Annotated in this window: 18 protein-coding genes and 1 tRNA gene; 13 read left to right on the top strand and 6 right to left on the bottom strand. The window is 40.7% G+C overall.

Translation table 11 applies throughout. From position 1 onward, the window contains the following. Positions 1-9: 9 nt before the first annotated feature. From ACVPPQ_RS04285 to ACVPPQ_RS04265, 5 genes are all read right to left on the bottom strand, one after another. Positions 10-789: a Bax inhibitor-1 family protein gene (locus ACVPPQ_RS04285; protein ID WP_463495945.1), complete on the bottom strand. Its 780-nt coding sequence runs from the start codon at positions 787-789 to the stop codon at positions 10-12. 283 nt (positions 790-1,072) lie between these two features. Then, a complete protein-coding gene (locus tag ACVPPQ_RS04280) occupies positions 1,073-1,438 on the bottom strand; it encodes a Rid family detoxifying hydrolase (RefSeq protein ID WP_025082848.1) in 366 nt (121 codons plus the stop codon). A gap of 114 nt (positions 1,439-1,552) precedes the next feature. Then, positions 1,553-2,851, bottom strand: coding sequence for a glycosyltransferase family 2 protein (locus ACVPPQ_RS04275; RefSeq protein ID WP_463495943.1), 1,299 nt, complete (start codon positions 2,849-2,851; stop codon positions 1,553-1,555). A 3-nt stretch (positions 2,852-2,854) separates the two neighbouring features. Continuing rightward, a complete protein-coding gene (locus ACVPPQ_RS04270; protein WP_463495941.1) occupies positions 2,855-3,364 on the bottom strand; it encodes a hypothetical protein in 510 nt (169 codons plus the stop codon). A 195-nt stretch (positions 3,365-3,559) separates the two neighbouring features. Next, positions 3,560-4,129 (bottom strand): helix-turn-helix domain-containing protein, encoded by a 570-nt coding sequence (locus ACVPPQ_RS04265; RefSeq protein ID WP_463495939.1) that lies wholly within the window; start codon positions 4,127-4,129, stop codon positions 3,560-3,562. Between the two features lie 269 nt (positions 4,130-4,398). Here ACVPPQ_RS04265 and ptcA point away from each other — a divergent pair, with 269 nt between their 5' ends. From ptcA to ACVPPQ_RS04230, 7 genes are all read left to right on the top strand, one after another. Beyond that, positions 4,399-5,430, top strand: a complete 1,032-nt coding sequence (gene ptcA / locus ACVPPQ_RS04260) for a putrescine carbamoyltransferase (RefSeq protein WP_035438938.1) — start codon at positions 4,399-4,401, stop codon at positions 5,428-5,430. 44 nt (positions 5,431-5,474) lie between these two features. Beyond that, on the top strand, positions 5,475-6,851 hold the full coding sequence (locus ACVPPQ_RS04255; protein ID WP_056950576.1) for an APC family permease: 1,377 nt from the start codon (positions 5,475-5,477) through the stop codon (positions 6,849-6,851). Positions 6,852-6,855: 4 nt separating this feature from the next. After that, the gene (gene aguA / locus ACVPPQ_RS04250) at positions 6,856-7,953 is read left to right on the top strand and encodes an agmatine deiminase (protein WP_025082843.1); all 1,098 of its coding nucleotides are present in this window, start codon (positions 6,856-6,858) and stop codon (positions 7,951-7,953) included. A 9-nt stretch (positions 7,954-7,962) separates the two neighbouring features. After that, a complete protein-coding gene (arcC, locus tag ACVPPQ_RS04245) occupies positions 7,963-8,898 on the top strand; it encodes a carbamate kinase (RefSeq protein WP_463495936.1) in 936 nt (311 codons plus the stop codon). 83 nt (positions 8,899-8,981) lie between these two features. Next, positions 8,982-10,085 (top strand): agmatine deiminase, encoded by a 1,104-nt coding sequence (gene aguA, locus ACVPPQ_RS04240; RefSeq protein ID WP_463495935.1) that lies wholly within the window; start codon positions 8,982-8,984, stop codon positions 10,083-10,085. 1 nt (position 10,086) lies between these two features. Further along, entirely contained in the window at positions 10,087-10,863 is a 777-nt protein-coding gene (locus ACVPPQ_RS04235) for a MurR/RpiR family transcriptional regulator (RefSeq protein ID WP_463495933.1), read from the top strand. A gap of 61 nt (positions 10,864-10,924) precedes the next feature. Beyond that, positions 10,925-11,362: a GNAT family N-acetyltransferase gene (locus ACVPPQ_RS04230; RefSeq protein WP_463495931.1), complete on the top strand. Its 438-nt coding sequence runs from the start codon at positions 10,925-10,927 to the stop codon at positions 11,360-11,362. A gap of 248 nt (positions 11,363-11,610) precedes the next feature. Here the strand turns inward: ACVPPQ_RS04230 and ACVPPQ_RS04225 are convergent. Next, a tRNA-Lys gene (locus ACVPPQ_RS04225) sits at positions 11,611-11,683 on the bottom strand. A 245-nt stretch (positions 11,684-11,928) separates the two neighbouring features. Here ACVPPQ_RS04225 and yycF point away from each other — a divergent pair. The 6 genes from yycF (at position 11,929) to ACVPPQ_RS04195 (ending at position 19,276) form a co-directional block, all read left to right on the top strand. After that, positions 11,929-12,642 carry a response regulator YycF gene (gene yycF / locus ACVPPQ_RS04220; RefSeq protein WP_056950573.1) on the top strand — a complete coding sequence of 238 codons (714 nt, stop codon included), beginning with the start codon at positions 11,929-11,931 and terminating at the stop codon, positions 12,640-12,642. A 9-nt stretch (positions 12,643-12,651) separates the two neighbouring features. Further along, a complete protein-coding gene (gene walK / locus ACVPPQ_RS04215) occupies positions 12,652-14,550 on the top strand; it encodes a cell wall metabolism sensor histidine kinase WalK (RefSeq protein WP_463495928.1) in 1,899 nt (632 codons plus the stop codon). Further along, positions 14,540-15,883, top strand: coding sequence for a YycH family regulatory protein (locus ACVPPQ_RS04210; protein ID WP_463495926.1), 1,344 nt, complete (start codon positions 14,540-14,542; stop codon positions 15,881-15,883). The genes walK and ACVPPQ_RS04210 overlap by 11 nt, the downstream gene beginning before the upstream one ends. 4 nt (positions 15,884-15,887) lie before the next feature. Further along, positions 15,888-16,706, top strand: coding sequence for a two-component system regulatory protein YycI (locus tag ACVPPQ_RS04205; RefSeq protein ID WP_463495924.1), 819 nt, complete (start codon positions 15,888-15,890; stop codon positions 16,704-16,706). A gap of 22 nt (positions 16,707-16,728) precedes the next feature. After that, positions 16,729-17,535, top strand: coding sequence for an MBL fold metallo-hydrolase (locus ACVPPQ_RS04200; protein WP_463496335.1), 807 nt, complete (start codon positions 16,729-16,731; stop codon positions 17,533-17,535). Between the two features lie 481 nt (positions 17,536-18,016). Continuing rightward, entirely contained in the window at positions 18,017-19,276 is a 1,260-nt protein-coding gene (locus ACVPPQ_RS04195; RefSeq protein WP_463495923.1) for a S1C family serine protease, read from the top strand. The last annotated feature ends 99 nt before the right edge of the window (positions 19,277-19,375 follow it).

Raw genomic sequence — 19,375 nt, 5'->3', positions numbered from 1 at the left:
TTAGCAGGCCTACCAAAAGCTGTCGAAGCCGCCGGGATCATCATCTGAATCAGAATCACCAGATCCCAGAAGTTCAAAAAATAGAACGATGATGTCTTGTAGAATTGATAATGAATTGGCTAATAGGATACTGATTAAGAATAGACCGCCTAGCTTTTTAGCTTCGGTGTAACTATTCATCGCGATATTGGCATCAAATATGAGATAACCTAGAAAAATAAGCATCGTCGCATAAGATAGTAGGCCTGTTATTAATGACAGGTGTAGAAATTGACGATTCAAAAACGTCGAGATGAGTAATCCTAATAAACCAATCGATAGTATCGAACCCCAATTAGATAAATCTTTATGGGTGATAATCCCAATTGAGCAAAACAATAAGGTTAAAGCGAGCGTTTGAATTGCGACTGGGACGACAACGGTGGGCATCCTAACGACCGGGATGCCCACTGGAAACCCGATTGTAATCAGTGATAGACCAAAAAAGAAGATTGATTTGAGCGGGTTAAACTTTGCGTATACTTGGCACAACCAAAGCGGAATGACGCTCACTAATATGATTAAGCAGGTACGGACAAAACCGTGCAGCCCAGCCATATAGAGGGTCAATAATCTTAAATAGGTCGTGCTATGGCGACTTAAGACATAGCTTAGTATTAAAATACCGGTGAAGCTAAGTGCCGCGACTAGGGTAGTTAAGTAGCCATATTTTAACTTAGCAATATAGTCGGTATCAGTTGCGGTTAAGTGGGTTCGGCTGGCTAGAATTTTAGTGGTTTTTTGCGCCATTTTTGCTGACTCCTTGAAGGTTGGGATTCATATTATTTTTTGTAGTAAAATTCACGCCCGTTTTCGACATAAGCAATGGCCAATCCCATTTTTCGCTGGACTTTTTCTAATAAATAGAAAGTTCCGAATGAGCGTTTTTCAATCAGTTTAGGGTAATTAAAACCGCGGTGCCTAAATTGATTATAGCAAATATAGTTATGGATATTAAGCAGTTATTTAAATTTATCGTACCAAAAAAGGTCCATCATTAGAATATTTCGTTCTAATGATGGGCCTTTTTGAATTAAGCTTTAATATAAGCAATTGCTTCAATTTCAACTTGAACATCTTTGGGTAGTTTTGAAATTTCGATAGCAGAACGTGCGGGGTAAGGTTCTTGTAAACGGCCCGCCATCACTTCGTTGATTTCAGCGAAATGCGATAAATCGGTCATGAAAACCGTGAATTTAACGACATCCGCTAAGCTCCCATTTTCTTGTTTTAAAATCGCTTCAATGTTAGTTAAACATTGTTGTGCTTGATCAGCGACAGTTGTTGCTTCAACTTCATTTGTGGCTGGGTTCAATGGAATTTGACCGGAAGTAATTACTAAATCACCTGCGCGGCGGTATGCGGAATAAGGACCTAATGCTTGTGGAATATTATTCATGTTAAATCATCCTTTCATCACTTTAGTTCGTTATTCAGTATATCACTTTTGTAAGCGTTGCCGAAATGTTGTTTGATAATTCACATAACTTGCTTAGCGTGTTTTCACAATTCGCTAATGTTGGTTGCGGACCGGACTTTTCCAAGTACCACTGCCGTAACCCATAATCGTTTTAATTGCGGGGATTAAGGTCATGACGAGGGCGACTGAATTGACCTGCCAATAAACCATCATATAAATTGGCATGAAGAACAGATAACGCAATTTGTGGGCTCGGTTGTCGACAATGACGGCGGCTAATAGCTGCATAACGCCAGCGACCATCTCGAAGCTGACAAAGATAAAGGCCATACAGAACATGTGATAAATCCGTTCGTAATTGCCGGTGAATAAGAAGCCGACGAAGGCAATAATAAAGAGAATCGTTGAGATAAAGAAGAATAACGACCATAGAATACTGAGCGTCTGATCTAAAATGAACGGAATCTTTTTCAATTGTTTGATGGGATGGCCTAAAATCTTCGTGAAGTTCGTTAACAAGACTTCGGTGCCGCCTTTAGCCCACCGTTTACGTTGATGGTAGAGTGGTTTTAATTTTTCGGGGACGTCCATGAAGAACACAATGTCGGGCGCAAAACTGGTTGTCCAACCATTGAGTTGGTGGTCCCAAGCGATACTGATATCTTCAGTGGCGCGATCTTGCCGGAATAAACCAACGCTGATTAACGCGTCACGGCGGTACATCGTGTTGGCACCACTGTAAGCGTACATGTTACCCAAAGCGCTGACTTGACTGCGTTTGATGACGCCAACGATACTAGCAAATTCAACCGTTTGTGATTTAGCCAATAGGGTACTCCGGTTTTGGACATCCATATTCGCTGTGACCGCGGCGATGTTCATTTGGGTTTCACCCATGAAATAGTTCATGTATTTCCAAAGGGCGTCGGGTTCGGGAATCGAATCGGCATCGTTACTTAGGATAAATTCACCACGCGCGAAACCAACGCCGATATTGAAAGCGTGGGCTTTACCCTGGTTCTTTTCAATGGTGATGACTCGTAAGTTAGGATAGAGGGTTTGCAGTCGTTGCAGAATTTCGGGGGTGGTATCGGTTGAACCATCGTCGGTCACGAGGACTTCATAGTTGTGATAATGTAATTCGGTCATTAAATAAGTGATGGTTTGTTCAATTAAAACCTCTTCGTTGTGGGCCGGAATCATAATTGTGACGAACGGTTCATCCTTAGTTTCAATGGGTTCAAATTCTTTGCGTTGGTAACGGTAGAGCACTTTGTAACAGATTACGCCGATTAACCAACTGAATGCGCCTAAAACGGGATAGGAAACGAGTAATAGTAGAACGAAATTTAAAATATTTTCAAAGGGACTGAGTGTCGACATAATTTCCATGGGCTAATCCTCGTATAATTTCTGAATAGTGTGGGTTTCTAAATTTTGATCCGGGTTGACGGTGTAACGGCGAACGCTTTTCCGAAAACTAGCCTGACCAAAACGATCCGTGTAAAAGGTCTCTAGTTTTGCTTTACGAACCTGTAATTGTTCAGGATCGTATTGGACCTCTTTGCGCACGTGTTGTTTCATTCGATGGTTGTTGTGGAGTGTTGCGCCAACGATAATAATCGCTAAAATGATAAACGCAATTAAGAAAAATAAATCGTAAAAGTAGAATAAATCGCGGCCTTCAGCGTAGCGCCAAGCGTGATAAATGTGCGGTTTTTGTGCCAGAATAGTTGATGATAAGGTCCAATAAAGGGGAATGATAACACATAACCATAATAATATAATCACAAATGTTTGCCGGATTTTGAGCCACCAATGACCTTTCTGATAGTAATGATCAGTATAGCTGATTGGTTTTTCGACTTCTTCAGTGGATGTTTGTTTTGGTTTTTCTGTGGTCACAATAACGCCTCCTAAAGGATTAGACGAGTTTTCAGAAAATAATAACTGTCTATATATAGGAATACCACATTCTGAAGTTGTTGTAAATTCGGATTATTTTTAATAAATATAATTATCGCGGTTAAATAGAACGGTTGTTTACAATCTATTGGACTAAAAAAGGCCACTCTGCGGTCAGCAGAGTGGTCTGATTGCTTAAAGGCTGCCCCAAACAATACTACCAATTAAAATCAGTAAAATTGTTAACCACAATAATTTACCGAGTGGGTGGTTCGGATTAATGGTGAGACCAACTCCGAAAGTTCGGGGAACGAAGAGTGGTGGTCGGGTACCTGGAATGTTGGGGAAGAAACTTTTAGAGCGGTAATAAGAAAGGATCACTAGCACGGTGGTGATGGCAATAATGATGATTGTGAGTAACCGATCACTGAAATCGGTTTTCAACCAGTTAGCGAGGAACGGTGTGGCAATTAATAACAGTATGACGGCGACTAGCGCATAGTCGAGATGTCGTTGTTTTTTAGCTTGATTGATTAATTGATAATCAGTCGTTACCTTTTGAACGTATTGTGAATCGGATTTGAGCATCGTGTCTAACGATAATGCATACAGATCACTGATAGCAATCAATAGCGGCACATCAGGTAAATTTTTGCCCGTTTCCCAATTCGAAATCGTTTGGCGGGTGGTGTGTAATTGGTCGGCAACCGCTTGTTGGGTCAAGTTTAATTCTAGCCGGCGTTGTTTCAAGATTGTGGCGAGCATCGGACTTCCTCCATGAATGTGTACCGTTAATTTAAATCATATGATAGCCTTAAAAATAAATTAAACAAGTCATTTTAGCGCAAGCGCTACTTGCAAGATTGATAGACCGGCATTTCAGAAGCAATGTATTTTGTTACTTAAAAAGGTACAAAATACACCCTGATATGCTCAGCGGCGAACAGTTTAAAAACTATTTCAATCAAGACGAAAAAATTTTATATTGTAAGCGTAGTCAAAAAGAGATTAAATATTTTAGGAGATGGCCAATTATGAAAAGAGATTTTATCGATACAAAAACTTACACACAAGCAGAAATCCAATATCTAATTGATTTGGGCTTACAAATCAAACACGATATTAAAGCGGGTAACTATCCACAATTACTTAGTAATCGGACTTTAGGGATGTTGTTTGAAGAATCTTCAACCAGAACACGAGTGTCCTTTGAAACTGCTATGACGCAATTAGGTGGACATGCACAGTATTTAGCACCTGGGCAAATCCATCTAGGTAGTTCCGAAAGTGAATCATTAGGCGATACTGCCATTGTATTATCCCGATTGGTTGATATTTTAATGGCTCGAGTGGCGACCCATAAGACAATTGAAACAATTGCGAACGCTGCAACAGTTCCTGTTTTAAACGGGATGACTGATTATAATCATCCAACACAAGAAATTGGGGACATTATCACGATGGCTGAACATTTACCAGCGGGTAAAAAATTGAGTGATTGTAAAGTCGTTTTCGTCGGGGATGCAACTCAAGTTTGTGTGTCATTGATGTTTGTCGCAACTAAAATGGGCATGCAATTTGTTCAATTTGGGCCTAAAGGCTATCATATTAAACCTGAAACATTGGCAATTGGTCAAAAGAATGCTGAACTTTCAGGTGGCAGTGTTTTAATCACAGAAGATGCTGAAGAAGCGATGAAGGATGCCGATTTTGTTTATACCGATGTTTGGTATGGTTTATACGAATCACCATTATCATACGATGAACGGATGGCAATCTTCTATCCTAAATATCAAGTAAATGATCAATTAATGGCTAAAGCTGCACCACATGCTAAATTTATGCATTGTTTACCAGCTAATCGTGGGGAAGAAGTAACCGATAGTGTCCTAGATTCAAAGGCGTCAGTTGCTTGGGATGAAGCTGAAAACCGGTTGACGGCAATGCGAGCTTTATTAGTTTATCTAATGGCACCAACTATGAATTATTCGACTGAAACACTTGATCATTTAAACGATGAAACATTGAAAGCTTTATTGATTAATCGCGTTGATTCAACGAAGTAAAGATCAGTTGGTTAATTAGTGGATGAATAGATGAGGGTGGCAATATGCAAAAAAAGAAAAAGTTCCGACTGTTTGATGCAGTCTTAATGGCAGTAGTCGTTGTTTTAGTAGTTGAGTCAGCTGCTCCAGCCGCAGCGATTGGCCCATCACAATTCTTTTGGTGGGGCGCATTACTATTATTCTTCTTCTTACCGTATGGTTTAATTTCTGCAGAATTAGGAACGACCTATAATGATGAAGGTGGTATTTATGACTGGGTCAGAAGAGCCTTTGGTCATAAATGGGGCGGGCGTGCAGCCTGGTTATATTGGATTAATTTTCCAATTTGGATGGCTAGTCTTGCCGTTTTATTTAACGAAGTGATTGAACAAATCTTTCAAATTAAATTGAGTACTGGTGTCGGAATTGGCGTTGAACTGCTCTTTATTTGGATTGTCACACTCATTAGTTGTTATCCAATCGCGGATAGTAAATGGATTTTAAATTTTGCGGCGGTTGCTAAAGTGGTTATTATGGTTAGTGTTGGTGCGTTAGGTATTTATCACGCCGCAACTCAAGGCCTAGCAAATGATTTTTCGGGAACCGCAATGTTACCGAAATTTGATGCAACTAGTTTAAGTTATATTTCAGTTATCCTATTTAACTTTCTAGGATTTGAGGTCGTCGCTACGATGGCCGGTGATATGGAAAATCCTAAGAAACAGATTCCACAAGCAATCATCTGGGGTGGCGTTTTAATTGCGGTATTCTATCTATTTGCTGCCTTTGGGATGGGGGCTGCGATTCCAAGTAGTCAATTATCCGCTTCGGGTGGTTTAATGGACAGCATCTTATTATTGGTAGGTCACCATAATTGGTTCGTGATCTTAATCGGATTGCTTTTCATGTATACGTTAGCGGCCAATTTGATTTCTTGGTCAGCGGGTGTTAATTACGTCGCTTTGTACGCAGCCAAGAATAATGATTTACCAAGGGTCTTTAAAAAGGTGAGTGCTAAAAATGAGATGCCGATTGGCGCCACCATTTTAAATGGTGTCATTGCGACTGTTCTAGTAGTCGCTGCACCGTTTATTCCAAATCCTAATATTTTCTGGGCGTTCTTCTCATTAAACGTGGTCGCATTATTAGGATCATACATTCTAATGTTCCCAGCTTTCTTACGGTTACGTAAAATCGATGCTAAACGAGAACGACCATTTAAAATTCCCGGTAATCGCTGGGTAATTCGATTAATGACGTATATTCCGTTGGTTCTGTTGATACTGACGTTGATTTTAACGGTCTTTCCATTGAATGGTAGTCAGGCAGAATTAAATAGTAAATTGCCAATTCTATTAGGTACGATTGTCACAATGGTGATTGGTGAAATATGTATTCGACATGCAGAAAAACAAGTTAAAGAAGATTCAGAAAGGAAGTAATCAAATGAAAACATTACAAACTTCTCCTAAAAAAGATGGCTACCGGATGCCTGGTGAATTTGAAGCGCACAAGGGTGTCTATCTATTATGGCCAGAACGTCCTGATAATTGGCGTGAAGGGGCTAAACCAGCGCAAGCAACTTTTGCAAAAGTTGCAGCAGCTATTTCAGAATTTGAAACCGTGACGGTTGGTGTTAGTGATCGTCAGTATACGAACGCTCGGCATATGTTAGCTGATAATGTGACCGTTGTTGAGATGTCAAATGATGATTCATGGATTCGGGACTGTGGCCCAACTTTTGTTGTGAACGATAAAGGCGATATTCGAGGCGTTGATTGGACGTTTAATGCTTGGGGCGGTTTAGTCGATGGTTTATATTTTCCATGGGATAAAGATGATCGTGTTGCTCAAAAAGTTTGTGAGTTGGAACATCGTGATCGCTATCGGTTAGACGATTTTATTCTTGAAGGGGGTTCAATCCACGTCGATGGTGAAGGCACCTTGATTGTTACTGAAGAATGTCTATTATCCGACGGCCGTAATACACAACTTTCTAAAGGGCAAATTGAAAGTATTTTAAAAGAATATTTAAATGTCGAGAAAATTATTTGGTTGAAGAAAGGGATTTATTTAGACGAAACCAATGGACACGTTGATAATATCGCTAATTTTGTCAAACCAGGGCAAATTGCATTGGCGTGGACGGACGACCAGAGCGATCCACAATATGCGATTTCTAAAGAGAATTATGATATTTTAACACATGAGACCGATGCTAAAGGGCGACATTTACAAGTTGAAAAACTGTATCTACCGAAACCGATTTTAATTACAGCTAAAGAAAGTGAAGGCGTCGATGCTGTTGACGGGACGTTACCACGTTTGGAAGGCGATCGTTTAGCAGCTAGCTATGTGAACTATTACACTGCAAATGGGGGTATCATTTTCCCATTATTCGATGATCCAATGGATGAAAAGGCTAAAGCGACCCTTCAAGAATTATATCCAGATCGTAAAATTGTGGGCGTACCAGCCCGTGAAATTTTATTAGGTGGTGGGAATATCCATTGTATTACACAACAAATTCCTGCTGGCCGCTAGGAGGTTATTATGGCTAAAGTGGTCGTTGCACTAGGTGGAAATGCGATTTTATCAAATGATGCTTCTGCCGATGCTCAAAAAAAAGCCGTTAAAGAAACGGTCAAAGCATTAATCAAGTTTGTTAAGAATGGTGATCAGTTAATTATTACGCACGGTAATGGCCCACAAGTTGGTAATTTGTTATTGCAACAGCAAGCTACTGACAGTCAACAAAATCCAGCCATGCCTTTAGATACGTGTGGTGCGATGACTCAGGGGAGTATTGGTTATTGGTTTCAGAATGCCTTTCAAGAACAATTAGCCATCAACGGAATCGATAAAAGTGTGGTTTCAATTGTGACCCAAACAATTGTTGCTGCTGATGATTCAGCGTTTAAAAATCCTAGTAAGCCAATCGGTCCGTTCTATGGGACAGCAGAATTGGCACAAATTAAACAAGAACATCCCAATTGGGAAATGATGGAAGATGCTGGTCGGGGTTACCGACGGGTTGTACCATCACCAAAACCAGTTGAAATTAAAGAATATCCAGCGATTAAGCAAATTATTGCTGCGGGGATTATTCCAATTGTTTCTGGTGGCGGTGGGATTCCAGTCATTCAAAAAGGACAACAACTTATTGGGACCGAAGCGGTAATCGATAAAGATTTCAGTGCGGCTAAGATTGCTGAATTAGTCGATGCTGACCAGTTAATTATTCTAACTTCTGTCGGTGGCGTTTTCTATAATTTTGGGAAACCCAATCAAGAAGAGATTTTTAATGTGACAGCCACTGAAATTCAAAAACACATCGCAGCCGATGAGTTTGCGAAAGGGAGTATGATGCCTAAGGTTAAAGCCGCTGTCCAATTTGTTGAAAAGACAGGGAATCCCGCTGTCATTGGGGCTTTAGAAGATGTCAGTGACATTATTAAGGGGACCAAAGGGACTGTTATCCACCAATAAGGCTTCAAAGGCGACTAGTGAATTGACTAGCCGCTTTTTGGCTATTATTAGTAATATATTAAATATGAAAGTCGAGTTTAATTATGAAATTACTAGGTTCAACACCACAAAAAGATCACTTTTATTTACCAGCCGAAACCGTCAAGCATCAAGAGTCAATCATGATGTGGCCGGAGCGTTCCGATAATTGGCGGAATGGCGCAAAACCAGCACAACGTGTATTTGTCGAGATTGCAACGATTGTTAGTCGCTATGAATCTGTGATAATGTTAGTTTCCAAAGAGCAGTATCAAAATGCACGGCAATTATTACCAGCAACCATTAAAGTCATTGAGATGAGCTACAATGATGCGTGGATTAGAGATATTGGGCCGACGTATCTATTGAATCAGCGAGGAAATATTCGCGCAGTTGATTGGCGATTTAATGCTTGGGGTGGGTTGGTCGATGGACTGTACTTCCCTTGGGATATGGACGATCAAGTTGCTCAAAAACTATGTGAATTAAAGGGAATCGATTATTATCGGTTGGAACAATTTATCTTAGAAGGTTGTGCTTTTCATACGGATGGCGAAGGCACATTAGTCGTGACTGAAGAATCGGTATTATCAGAGGGGCGTAACGGGCAGTTAGCAAAACCCATTGTTGAAACAATATTGAAAGCCTTTTTAGGTGTTGAGAAGATTATCTGGTTACATAAAGGTTATTTCATGGATGAGACTAACGGTGATGTTGATAACATGATCAGTTTTGTGCGTCCTGGGGAAATCTTACTGACATGGACCGACGACCAAGCTGATCCTCAATATATTAGTTCGAAACAAGCCTATGATACGCTAAGCAAAGCAGTTGATGCTAAAGGTCGAAAATTGATTATCCATAAGTTACAGATGCCGAAGCCTTTATTTGCAACAGCTGCAGAAAGTTCAGGGGTTGATCCGGTCAATGGGTTATTACCGCGGTACCCCGGCGACCGGTTAACCGCCAGTTATGTTAATTATTATCTGCTAAATAATGCGCTAATTTTACCGATTTTTGATGATCCACAGGATGGCGTTGCGCTTACTTTGTTGACAAAGCTTTTTCCAAATCGAAAAATAGAAACGGTATACGCAAGAGAGCTACTACTAGGCGGTGGCAACATCCATTGTGTCGTAGCGGCCTTACCGACGTATACGGAGGTATAAGATGAATTTTTTTGAAATTGTGAATGCTAACGTTGAAAAGCTGAATAAAAATGAACAGACGTTATTAGATTTTGTCATCAAAAATATGGATAGTGTCAAAAATAAAAACATCCGCGAATTATCAGCTGAATGTTTTGTATCGACAACCACCTTTTTAAGATTTGTTCGTAAAATCGGTTTTTCGGGATACAGCGAATTTGTCACGGTCATTAAATATACGGTACTCAATCAAAATGAGACTGAAGAAACGCAACCATTTGTTGTCGATCAGACCGCCTATCGCGAAGAGTATTTAAAGAATATTAATGAAACGGTCCGTGTTTTGGATAATATTAAATTAAATAGTATCGTTTCCCTGATGCAACAAAAACCAAAACTCTATTTTTTCGCAAAGGGCTTTAGTAAATATGCCGCTGAGTATATCGAATATTTATACACGTTGAGCGGTTTTATCGTTATCTTTCCGAAGAATTATGAACAACGACAACTGGCTTATCGGAATATCGCTGCAACTGATATTTTATTTGTATTTAATTATGATGGGGAAGATCATGAACTGATTGAGATTCTACAAATTATTGAAAGAAAGTGCCAATATGCAAAGTTAATCTCAGTGACCGGGGCTAATAACAACACAATTCAAAATATGAGTGACATTAATCTTTATCTATTTACAGATGAATTTTATCAAAATAAAATAGAAATGACATCACATGTTTCGCTCATTGCGATTATGGAATTATTGTTGTATCAATATAATGAAATAACGAAAGCTTAACCGCTATCAACTCAGTGTGAGTCATTGTATAATGAAGCCAATAAGTTAGTGGAGGGCAATCATGACAGTTGAAGTCAGTGTTAAACAGACGGATGAATTAACGGCGCCGGAGTTATTAGATATCTTAAAAGCACGGGTCAAGGTTTTTGTGGTTGAACAACAGTGTCCATATCAAGAGGTCGATGATCAAGACGATCAAGCTTATCATTTAGTGTTACGCGAAAATGGGCAACTGGTCGGTTACACCCGGATTATGGTGGAGACTGAGGAAGTCCATTTTGGTCGTGTATTAGTGCCTAAAGAATACCGTCAACGCAAACTAGGTCGGCAGTTAATCACCAGCACGTTAGCTGAAATTAAGCAGTCGTTTCCCGGCAAGCCGGTTAGAATTGGCGCGCAAAACTATTTGAGAGCTTTTTACGAAAGCTTCGGTTTTGAAGCTGTTTCGGATGTGTATTTAGAAGATGAGATTCCGCATATTGAGATGGTATTAAAATAAAAAAGTGCCAGCCGTGATGATTAATCGTGGCTGACACTTTTTTAAATGTTTTGAAACGGTAGATTTATTAACGTCAAACAATTCAGCCATCGATTTCTGAGTGGTCCAGATTGTATTGTCACTAATGAGTACATCGACATTAATATAGTGTTTATCTTCATCTTAGCAGTCTCCTAAAATAAGACAATAAAAAAGTGATAAGGACAATTCCTAAGAATTGCACTTACCACTTTATCATGTATACTTGATGGGTGGTCAGGGGATCGAACCCTGGACCCACGGATTAAGAGTCCGTTGCTCTGCCAGCTGAGCTAACCACCCATTCGGTGTTGCGCCTTACGACTTAAATATCATAGCATGTTTATGCAGTCTTTGTAAATACTTTTCTGTGATTTTTTTAAATAAATAGGTTGTGGGAGTAAGATTAGTTGCCTATTGCGACAAAGCATATCGTGATTTAATCCGAAACGCCTAGGTTGGTTGCGGTTTAAAAACGGTGGCAGATTTTGAATTGCACTAAAAAAATGAGTATAATAGAGAACAAAGCATCCAAGGAGGATACTAAAATGGCTAAAAAAATATTGGTAGTTGATGATGAGAAACCAATCTCGGACATCGTTAAGTTTAATTTAACGAAAGAAGGGTACGAGGTTTACACTGCGTATGACGGACAAGAAGCATTAGATCAAGTTGAAGAAGTCGTACCAGACCTGATTTTGTTGGACTTAATGTTACCTAAAGTCGACGGTCTCGAAGTGGCTCGTCAGGTGCGTAAATCGCACGATATGCCGATTATTATGGTCACCGCTAAGGATTCTGAAATTGATAAAGTGATTGGGCTCGAATTAGGGGCTGATGATTATGTCACGAAACCTTTCTCCAATCGGGAATTAGTCGCGCGAGTTAAGGCTAATTTACGCCGGCAAGGGAATACCAGTCAATCTGACAAAGAAGCCAGCGAAGAAAATCATGAAATTAAAATTGGCGATTTAACGATTCATCCAGAGGCCTATATTGTGTCTAAACGGGGGACTAAGATTGAATTAACCCATCGTGAATTTGAATTGCTTCATTATTTAGCGAAACATATTGGCCAAGTCATGACCCGCGAACATTTGTTACAAACGGTTTGGGGTTACGATTATTTTGGTGACGTTCGGACGGTCGATGTGACGGTTCGTCGGTTACGTGAAAAAATTGAAGATAATCCTAGTCATCCTGAATGGCTCGTCACACGCCGGGGCGTTGGTTATTATTTGAGAAATCCGGAGCAGGAGTAGATTTAACGCATGAATAAGAAAATTCGCCTATTTCAATCGATTCATTTTAAAATCGCGATTGTTTTCGTGTTACTGCTACTGGTCACGCTAGAAGTGATTGGGGCTTCTTTTGTCAAACAATTAGAAGCGCAGAATGTGAAGGATTTTAAACAATCGTTACAAGTGACGCCCTATATTCAAAATCAATTGAGTAGCGAGTTAGTCAACGATAATGGCAGTACCAACAAGAATGTTAAAGAAATCATCGGTGATATGGGCAATTCTGCCGAGGTTCAAGTGATTGACAGCAACGGCACGATTCGCGGGGTCACCAATCTGAATAACCAGAGTACGATTGGTCAAAAAACGCGGAATCCACGGGTTAAGCAAGCGATTTATTCAGGGCATACTGAACAAGAAGTCGTTTATAGTGAAAGCCAGGGCAGTTATTATACGGCAATTCAACCACTGACCAATTCGACGGGTGATAATAATACGGTCGTCGGCGCGGTCTATATTCGCGCGAGTATGGAAGATGTTTACAAAGGAATCTCGTCAATTACGGTGATTTTCTTAACGTCTTCATTAGTGGCCGGCCTTTTAGGCATGGCACTGTCGATTGTTATTTCCCGGGCAATTACCCGACCGATTGATGAAATGAAGAAACAAGCGATTCAAATGGCACGCGGCGATTATTCCGGGCAAGTGCGGATTTACGGCCAAGATGAGTTGGGACAATTAGCGATTGCCGTCAATAACTTATCGGTCCGGGTTGAAGAAGCCCAAGAAGCTTCGGAATCGGAACGACGACGGTTGGATAGTGTCCTCAGTCACATGACCGATGGGGTCATTGCGACCGATCGCCGTGGTAATATTACGATTATTAATGAAACGGGTCAAGATTTCTTAAACGTGACGAGTGATGACATTATTGGACAGTCGTTACTAAAAGTGTTGAATATCGGTGAGGAATTTACCTTGCGCGATTTATTGGAGACCCAACAAGAAATGGTCTTGGATTTCTCTAATCAACAGGAACATGATTTAATTCTGCACGTTGATTTCTCGTTAATCCAAAAAGAAACCGGCTTTATTAGCGGGTTAGTTTGTGTACTCCACGATGTCACGGAACAACAAAAAAATGAACGCGAACAACGTGAATTCGTCTCGAACGTGTCGCATGAATTGCGGACCCCGTTAACCAGTGTGCGGAGTTATATTGAAGCGCTGAACGACGGTGCGTGGCAAGATCCAGAAGTCGCACCGAACTTTTTGAAGGTCACGCAAGAAGAAACCGACCGGATGATCCGGATGATTAATGATTTATTGAGTTTGTCACGAATGGATCAAGGAACGGCTAAGATGAATTTAGAGTTTGTGAATCTGAATGAATTCTTTGGTTACGCGTTAGATCGGTTTGACATGATGATTAAACGTGATCAAGAACATGAAAATGATTTGGAGCCAGTTGTGACGGGTAAATTGCCAACTGACGATCCCAATAAAAAATATAGCATCAATCGTGATTTTACCAACCGTGATTTATGGGTCGAAATTGATACCGATAAGTTTATGCAGGTTGTCGACAATATCATGAATAATGCGATTAAATATTCACCAGATGGCGGTGTGATTACCTGTCGGTTATTAGAAACTCACCGACACGTGATTCTAAGCATCTCTGATCAAGGTTTAGGGATTCCGCGGAAAGACTTAGGCAAGATTTTTGACCGCTTCTACCGGGTGGATAAGGCCCGTTCTCGACAACAAGGCGGGACGGGTTTAGGCTTGGCAATTTCTAAAGAAGTCATTGAAGCGCATCATGGTCGAATTTGGGTCGATAGCCAAGAAGGTAAGGGCTCGACGTTCTATATTTCGTTACCGTACGAACCGATTGAAACTGACGGGGGTGATTGGGATGAGATTTAATAACTTTTTGATGCGGCTTGTATTGATCCTAGTCATCGGCATTAGTCTATTATTATCGTGGAAAATTTGGACCAATAATTCGCATTATGAACGACAAACCGATAGTCAAACAACGCAGAAGACACCAACTCACAATGCGGATCACCAACTAGCGGATACCTTCTTACCAACGCAGATCTTGTGGCGGCAAACGGATCAAAGTGAGTTATTGTATAACTCGAAGGAAAATATTGTGACGCAACTGAAGAAAACGTTGAAAAAAACGCAGATTGCGAAGTTTAAAAAGATTAAATTTAATGAAACCCGGTATGGGCAACAACTAAAAACGGATAAAACGTTGACGTTGATGTATCCGGACGATGTGACTTACGGTATTTTGACAGAAGTTTTTAGTTACCAAGGGACTAACCGTGGTGGGATTAAAAGCAACGCAACCTTTAACCGGATTCAAATTACGTTAGGGAGTAAGACGGCCGATTTATGGTTATTGAATGATCAAACCAAAGTGGGTTATCAAGCAGAATTGACCGGTTTTTCGAAACAGAAGATTAAGGAATTGGTTGATGCGTCGGATGTTCATCTGAAGGTTGAAGAACAATTTTTAAACCACAAACCATTGATGTATGTAGCGGCGAATCAACAATTATCACCGTACAGTTATTTGGTTAATCAACAACCGGAAAACTATTACATTGCGTCACTCTTAAATCAACAGAACACTGATAGTATCAACACGAAAGAACAGGGTGACAGTGCGATTTATACGGATGGGACTGATAGCGAACAGTATAAGCGCTTGACCATTAACCACAAGACCGGCGAGATTTCGTTTACCAAGTACGAAGATGTCGCTGTCCCTAAAACGATGACTAAACAGTTTGAAACCAGTTTCGATGCGTTGTTAAAAACTGGGAATTCATTAGCGGGTATGCGCTATTACAGTCATGATGAAAAGACGGACACGACGACGTTTAGAACATATGTCGAAGGCTTCCCGGTCTTTTATCAAACTAATTTTGGTAGCGTCAAGGTGCAACTATTACCGACGGGCCAGCGCGTTGATTTTTCTAATTATAGTTTACAAGTTCCAGTCCCCGCCGAAGATCATCAAGTGACGTTGGACAGTACTGAATCGGTATTAAATCAACTGACGCAGAATGGTTTCTTGCTAGAGGACGTTGATAATATCCAGGTTGGGTATGAATGGACCAAAGAAAGTGATAACGATCAAGTGATTGATTTGAATCCGACTTATTTTATTCAATATCAGGGAACTTGGCGGAGTTTGTCAGCCTTATTGGCGTTAAAGACTGAATTAACCGAAGGGAGCTAAATTAATGGATTTCAGAAGAATTGAAATGATTTTTATTGCGATTTTTATTGCACTCGATATCTATTTATTTATCTCGCTCAAGGATAATCAGGCGGTTAGTTCGACGGCTATTACCAGTGGTTCGCAAACGAGCCAAATCTTAAAAGATTTGAAAGATGATCAAATTACGGTTAAACCACTCTCGAATGCTAAGGAAGATGGTTATTATTTAGCCAGTCGCCAAAAGGATCAAACTAAGTTGTCAACGAGCAGTCAACAACTCACTAATCAAGTCGTCAGTTTTGATAAGACCCAGAAAATCTTAACGAGTGAGTTAGATGAGCCGTTAACTTATCGGAAAAATCACGTATTATTAGCCGTTAAAGCGTTTATGAAATCGAATAATAACGTTGTTTTAGCAGATCAATATCGCTATTCACCGGAATTATCTAGTGATCAACAGGTTGTTTTCGTCCAAAAGGTCCCAGGTGGCGTCATGCTGGATGAACACGGCCAGTTGGTTTTCATCATTGAAGAGGGTCAGATCAGGCAATACACCCAAACTTATGCGAATAAAATTCAAATTCTGCGGGAAAAAGAAATGACTAAGGTGAGTGCTAAAGAAGCGGTGATTGATTTATACACGGATAATGAAATCCCGAATAATTCTAAGGTCAGTTGGGTTAAATTAGGCTATAGTGCGTTGCTAGACGCAAACAGTAGCACCGTTTACGTGCCGGTTTGGCAAGTGGCGATTGAAAACAAGAATTCTAAAAGTGTCGTCGTCAAACGCATTAACGCCTTTACTGGGGCGTTGATGAAAAATCGGAGCGATGTGCAATAGTCAATTAGGGGATAACAATCAAATGAGCGAAAACGATCAAATGCAAGTTAGTATCTTAGCAAGTAGTAGTTCAGGCAACACAACGTATATCGAAACGCCGCAACATAAAATTCTGGTGGATGCTGGGATGAGTGGCAAACGGGTCCAAGATCTAATGCACAGCATTGGTCGTGATTTAAAAGACGTCGATAGTTTGTTAGTGACGCATGAACACCGCGACCATAGTAGCGGTGTGGGCGTCTTAGCGCGTCGGTACGGGATGGATGTTTATGCCAATCAGCCGACTTGGGATGCGATGGCCTCGATTATCGGTAAGGTCCCCGCTGAACACCAACACCTATTTGAAATGGGCAAAACCAAGACATTAGGCGACATTGACGTAGAGAGTTTTGGCGTCTCGCACGATGCAGCTGCGGCCCAATTTTATCAATTTCACCACAATGATCGTTCGTTTGCGATGTTGACCGATACGGGTTACGTATCTGATCAATTGCGGGGGACTTTAGCCAATGCCAACGCTTATCTCGTGGAATGCAACCACGATTTAGAAATGTTACGGATGGGTCAGTATCCGTGGTCGCTTAAGCAACGGATTTTGAGCGATACCGGGCATTTATCCAATGAAGATGGGGCAGCTGCTTTGATGGCGTGCATGGGCCAACAAACCAAAAAGATTTTCTTAGGCCATTTAAGCCAAGAAAATAATATGAAAGAATTAGCCCATTTGACGGTCGCGTCAATTTTGAAAGAACACGATTATGGTGTCGATACCGATTTTGAAATTCTCGATACCGACCCAGCAATTGCCGATCCGTTGTTCGCAGTTTAAAAATGAGTGCGTTGAGTTGCGGGTAGCAACTGAGCATTAACAAAAAATACCAGTTATCTTGAACTTAAGATAATTGGTATTTTAGGTTAAGCGGAAGTTGGTGCAACTCAAAAGCACGTTACTAGAATGAGTGCTAACTACCGATGTTCAAGTTTTGAGCATTAGCCTAGTCTGGTGAATAAAGGCCGCACTATGGACTTTGTTTGCCAGACGTAGCTAAGCACAGAAACTTATCGGTAGAAGCACGTTATCAATTGCCTAACTAGCTTTTTTGATTTGAACGGAGATTGATACCTTCTGTCACAGCCTATATTTCTCAGGCTACAAGACATTTCAATTGTTTTTGGCGGGTAAGTCGTCTAAAATTCATAATATAAAAACAATCATTAATTCAAAGCTTGTTCATAATTTTTTCAAATTTAGCGTTTATGATAGAGTCATCGAGTAAAAGAATAAAATTAGAAAGTTTGGGTGATTTAGTATGAATCAAAATTCAGGTTTAATGAAAACAGCAGTGGTGGCCGTTATTGCAGCGTTGATTGGTGGTGGAGTTGCCTATACGGGACTTTCAAAGTTTGGGCCAACCGCCAATGTATCAACGACGGCACAGACGCCAACCAAATCTGGGACGACTAAAATCAGTAACATCAAAGTTAATTCGTCATCACAAACCACAACGGCTTTCAGTAAAGTTAAAACGGCCGTTGTGTCAGTGGTCAACTTACAAAAACAAGAAGAGTCATCTGGTGATTTAAGCGCGCTATTCGGATCAAGCGATAGCGATAGTAGTAGCACGACTAGTGGCAGTAGCAGTAGTGATCTGGAAGAATCCAGTGAAGGTTCCGGCTTAATCTACGAAAAGAAAGATGGCAAAGCCTACATCGTGACCAACAATCACGTCGTGGCTGATTCCGATAAATTGGAAGTCATTCTAAGCGACGGGACTAAATTAGAAGCGAGCTTAGTCGGAACTGATGCTGTTTCTGATTTAGCCGTCTTAAAAATTGACGGGGCTAAAGTCACAAAAACAGCCACGTTCGGTGATTCTGATAGTATTAAGGCTGGTGAATCAGTTTTAGCGATTGGTTCACCACTCGGGTCAGAATACGCGACATCTGTGACGCAAGGGATCATTTCAGCCAAGAAACGGACAATTGATGTGACTGACGAAACAACCGGTCAAGCGACCGGTCAGGCAACGGTTATTCAAACCGATACGGCGATTAATCCGGGGAATTCCGGTGGCCCACTCGTGAATATGGCCGGTCAAGTGGTCGGTATTAATTCGATGAAGCTAGCGTCAAATGGCGATACAACGGTTGAAGGGATGGGCTTTGCCATTCCAAGTAACGAAGTCGTTAAAATTATTAATCAATTAGTCGAAAACGGGAAAGTTGTTCGTCCAGCTTTAGGGATTAGCGTGATTGACTTAACCAACATCTCATCAACACAACAATCGTCTATTTTGAAATTACCAACCTCCGTTAAGAGCGGGGTCGTAGTCGCTTCTGTGACGAATAGTTCAGTCGCTAAAAAGGCGGGCTTAAGTAAATACGACGTGATTGTCGGCGTAGGTGGTAAGACCGTGACAAGTGTTGCTGATTTACACACGATTTTATACAGTTACAACATGAATAGCACCGTCGAAATTCAGTATTACCATAACGGTTCATTGAAGAAAACGACCGTTAAATTAACGCAATCAGCTTCGACTGATAGCAGTAGCACAACAACTAAATAAGTGCGTTGAGTTGCGCTTAGCAACTGAGCATTAATTATAAATAACCGGTAATCTTGGTCTTAAGATTATCGGTTATTTTAGATTAAGCGGAAGTTGTTG

The organism is Latilactobacillus parafuchuensis (assembly GCF_055271665.1).
This window is presented reverse-complemented; position numbering and strand designations above follow the sequence as displayed.

Excerpts from the sequence above, each read along its gene's own strand:
- arcC (WP_463495936.1), top strand. The coding sequence starts at position 7,963 with ATGGCTAAAGTGGTCGTTGCACTAGGTGGAAATGCGATTTTATCAAAT.
- ACVPPQ_RS04285 (WP_463495945.1), bottom strand. The coding sequence starts at position 789 with ATGGCGCAAAAAACCACTAAAATTCTAGCCAGCCGAACCCACTTAACC.
- ACVPPQ_RS04195 (WP_463495923.1), top strand. The coding sequence starts at position 18,017 with ATGAATCAAAATTCAGGTTTAATGAAAACAGCAGTGGTGGCCGTTATT.
- ptcA (WP_035438938.1), top strand. The coding sequence starts at position 4,399 with ATGAAAAGAGATTTTATCGATACAAAAACTTACACACAAGCAGAAATC.
- ACVPPQ_RS04200 (WP_463496335.1), top strand. The coding sequence starts at position 16,729 with ATGAGCGAAAACGATCAAATGCAAGTTAGTATCTTAGCAAGTAGTAGT.
- ACVPPQ_RS04280 (WP_025082848.1), bottom strand. The coding sequence starts at position 1,438 with ATGAATAATATTCCACAAGCATTAGGTCCTTATTCCGCATACCGCCGC.
- ACVPPQ_RS04210 (WP_463495926.1), top strand. The coding sequence starts at position 14,540 with ATGAGATTTAATAACTTTTTGATGCGGCTTGTATTGATCCTAGTCATC.
- aguA (WP_463495935.1), top strand. The coding sequence starts at position 8,982 with ATGAAATTACTAGGTTCAACACCACAAAAAGATCACTTTTATTTACCA.
- ACVPPQ_RS04235 (WP_463495933.1), top strand. The coding sequence starts at position 10,087 with ATGAATTTTTTTGAAATTGTGAATGCTAACGTTGAAAAGCTGAATAAA.
- yycF (WP_056950573.1), top strand. The coding sequence starts at position 11,929 with ATGGCTAAAAAAATATTGGTAGTTGATGATGAGAAACCAATCTCGGAC.
- ACVPPQ_RS04230 (WP_463495931.1), top strand. The coding sequence starts at position 10,925 with ATGACAGTTGAAGTCAGTGTTAAACAGACGGATGAATTAACGGCGCCG.
- walK (WP_463495928.1), top strand. The coding sequence starts at position 12,652 with ATGAATAAGAAAATTCGCCTATTTCAATCGATTCATTTTAAAATCGCG.
- ACVPPQ_RS04275 (WP_463495943.1), bottom strand. The coding sequence starts at position 2,851 with ATGGAAATTATGTCGACACTCAGTCCCTTTGAAAATATTTTAAATTTC.
- ACVPPQ_RS04265 (WP_463495939.1), bottom strand. The coding sequence starts at position 4,129 with ATGCTCGCCACAATCTTGAAACAACGCCGGCTAGAATTAAACTTGACC.
- ACVPPQ_RS04205 (WP_463495924.1), top strand. The coding sequence starts at position 15,888 with ATGGATTTCAGAAGAATTGAAATGATTTTTATTGCGATTTTTATTGCA.
- ACVPPQ_RS04255 (WP_056950576.1), top strand. The coding sequence starts at position 5,475 with ATGCAAAAAAAGAAAAAGTTCCGACTGTTTGATGCAGTCTTAATGGCA.
- aguA (WP_025082843.1), top strand. The coding sequence starts at position 6,856 with ATGAAAACATTACAAACTTCTCCTAAAAAAGATGGCTACCGGATGCCT.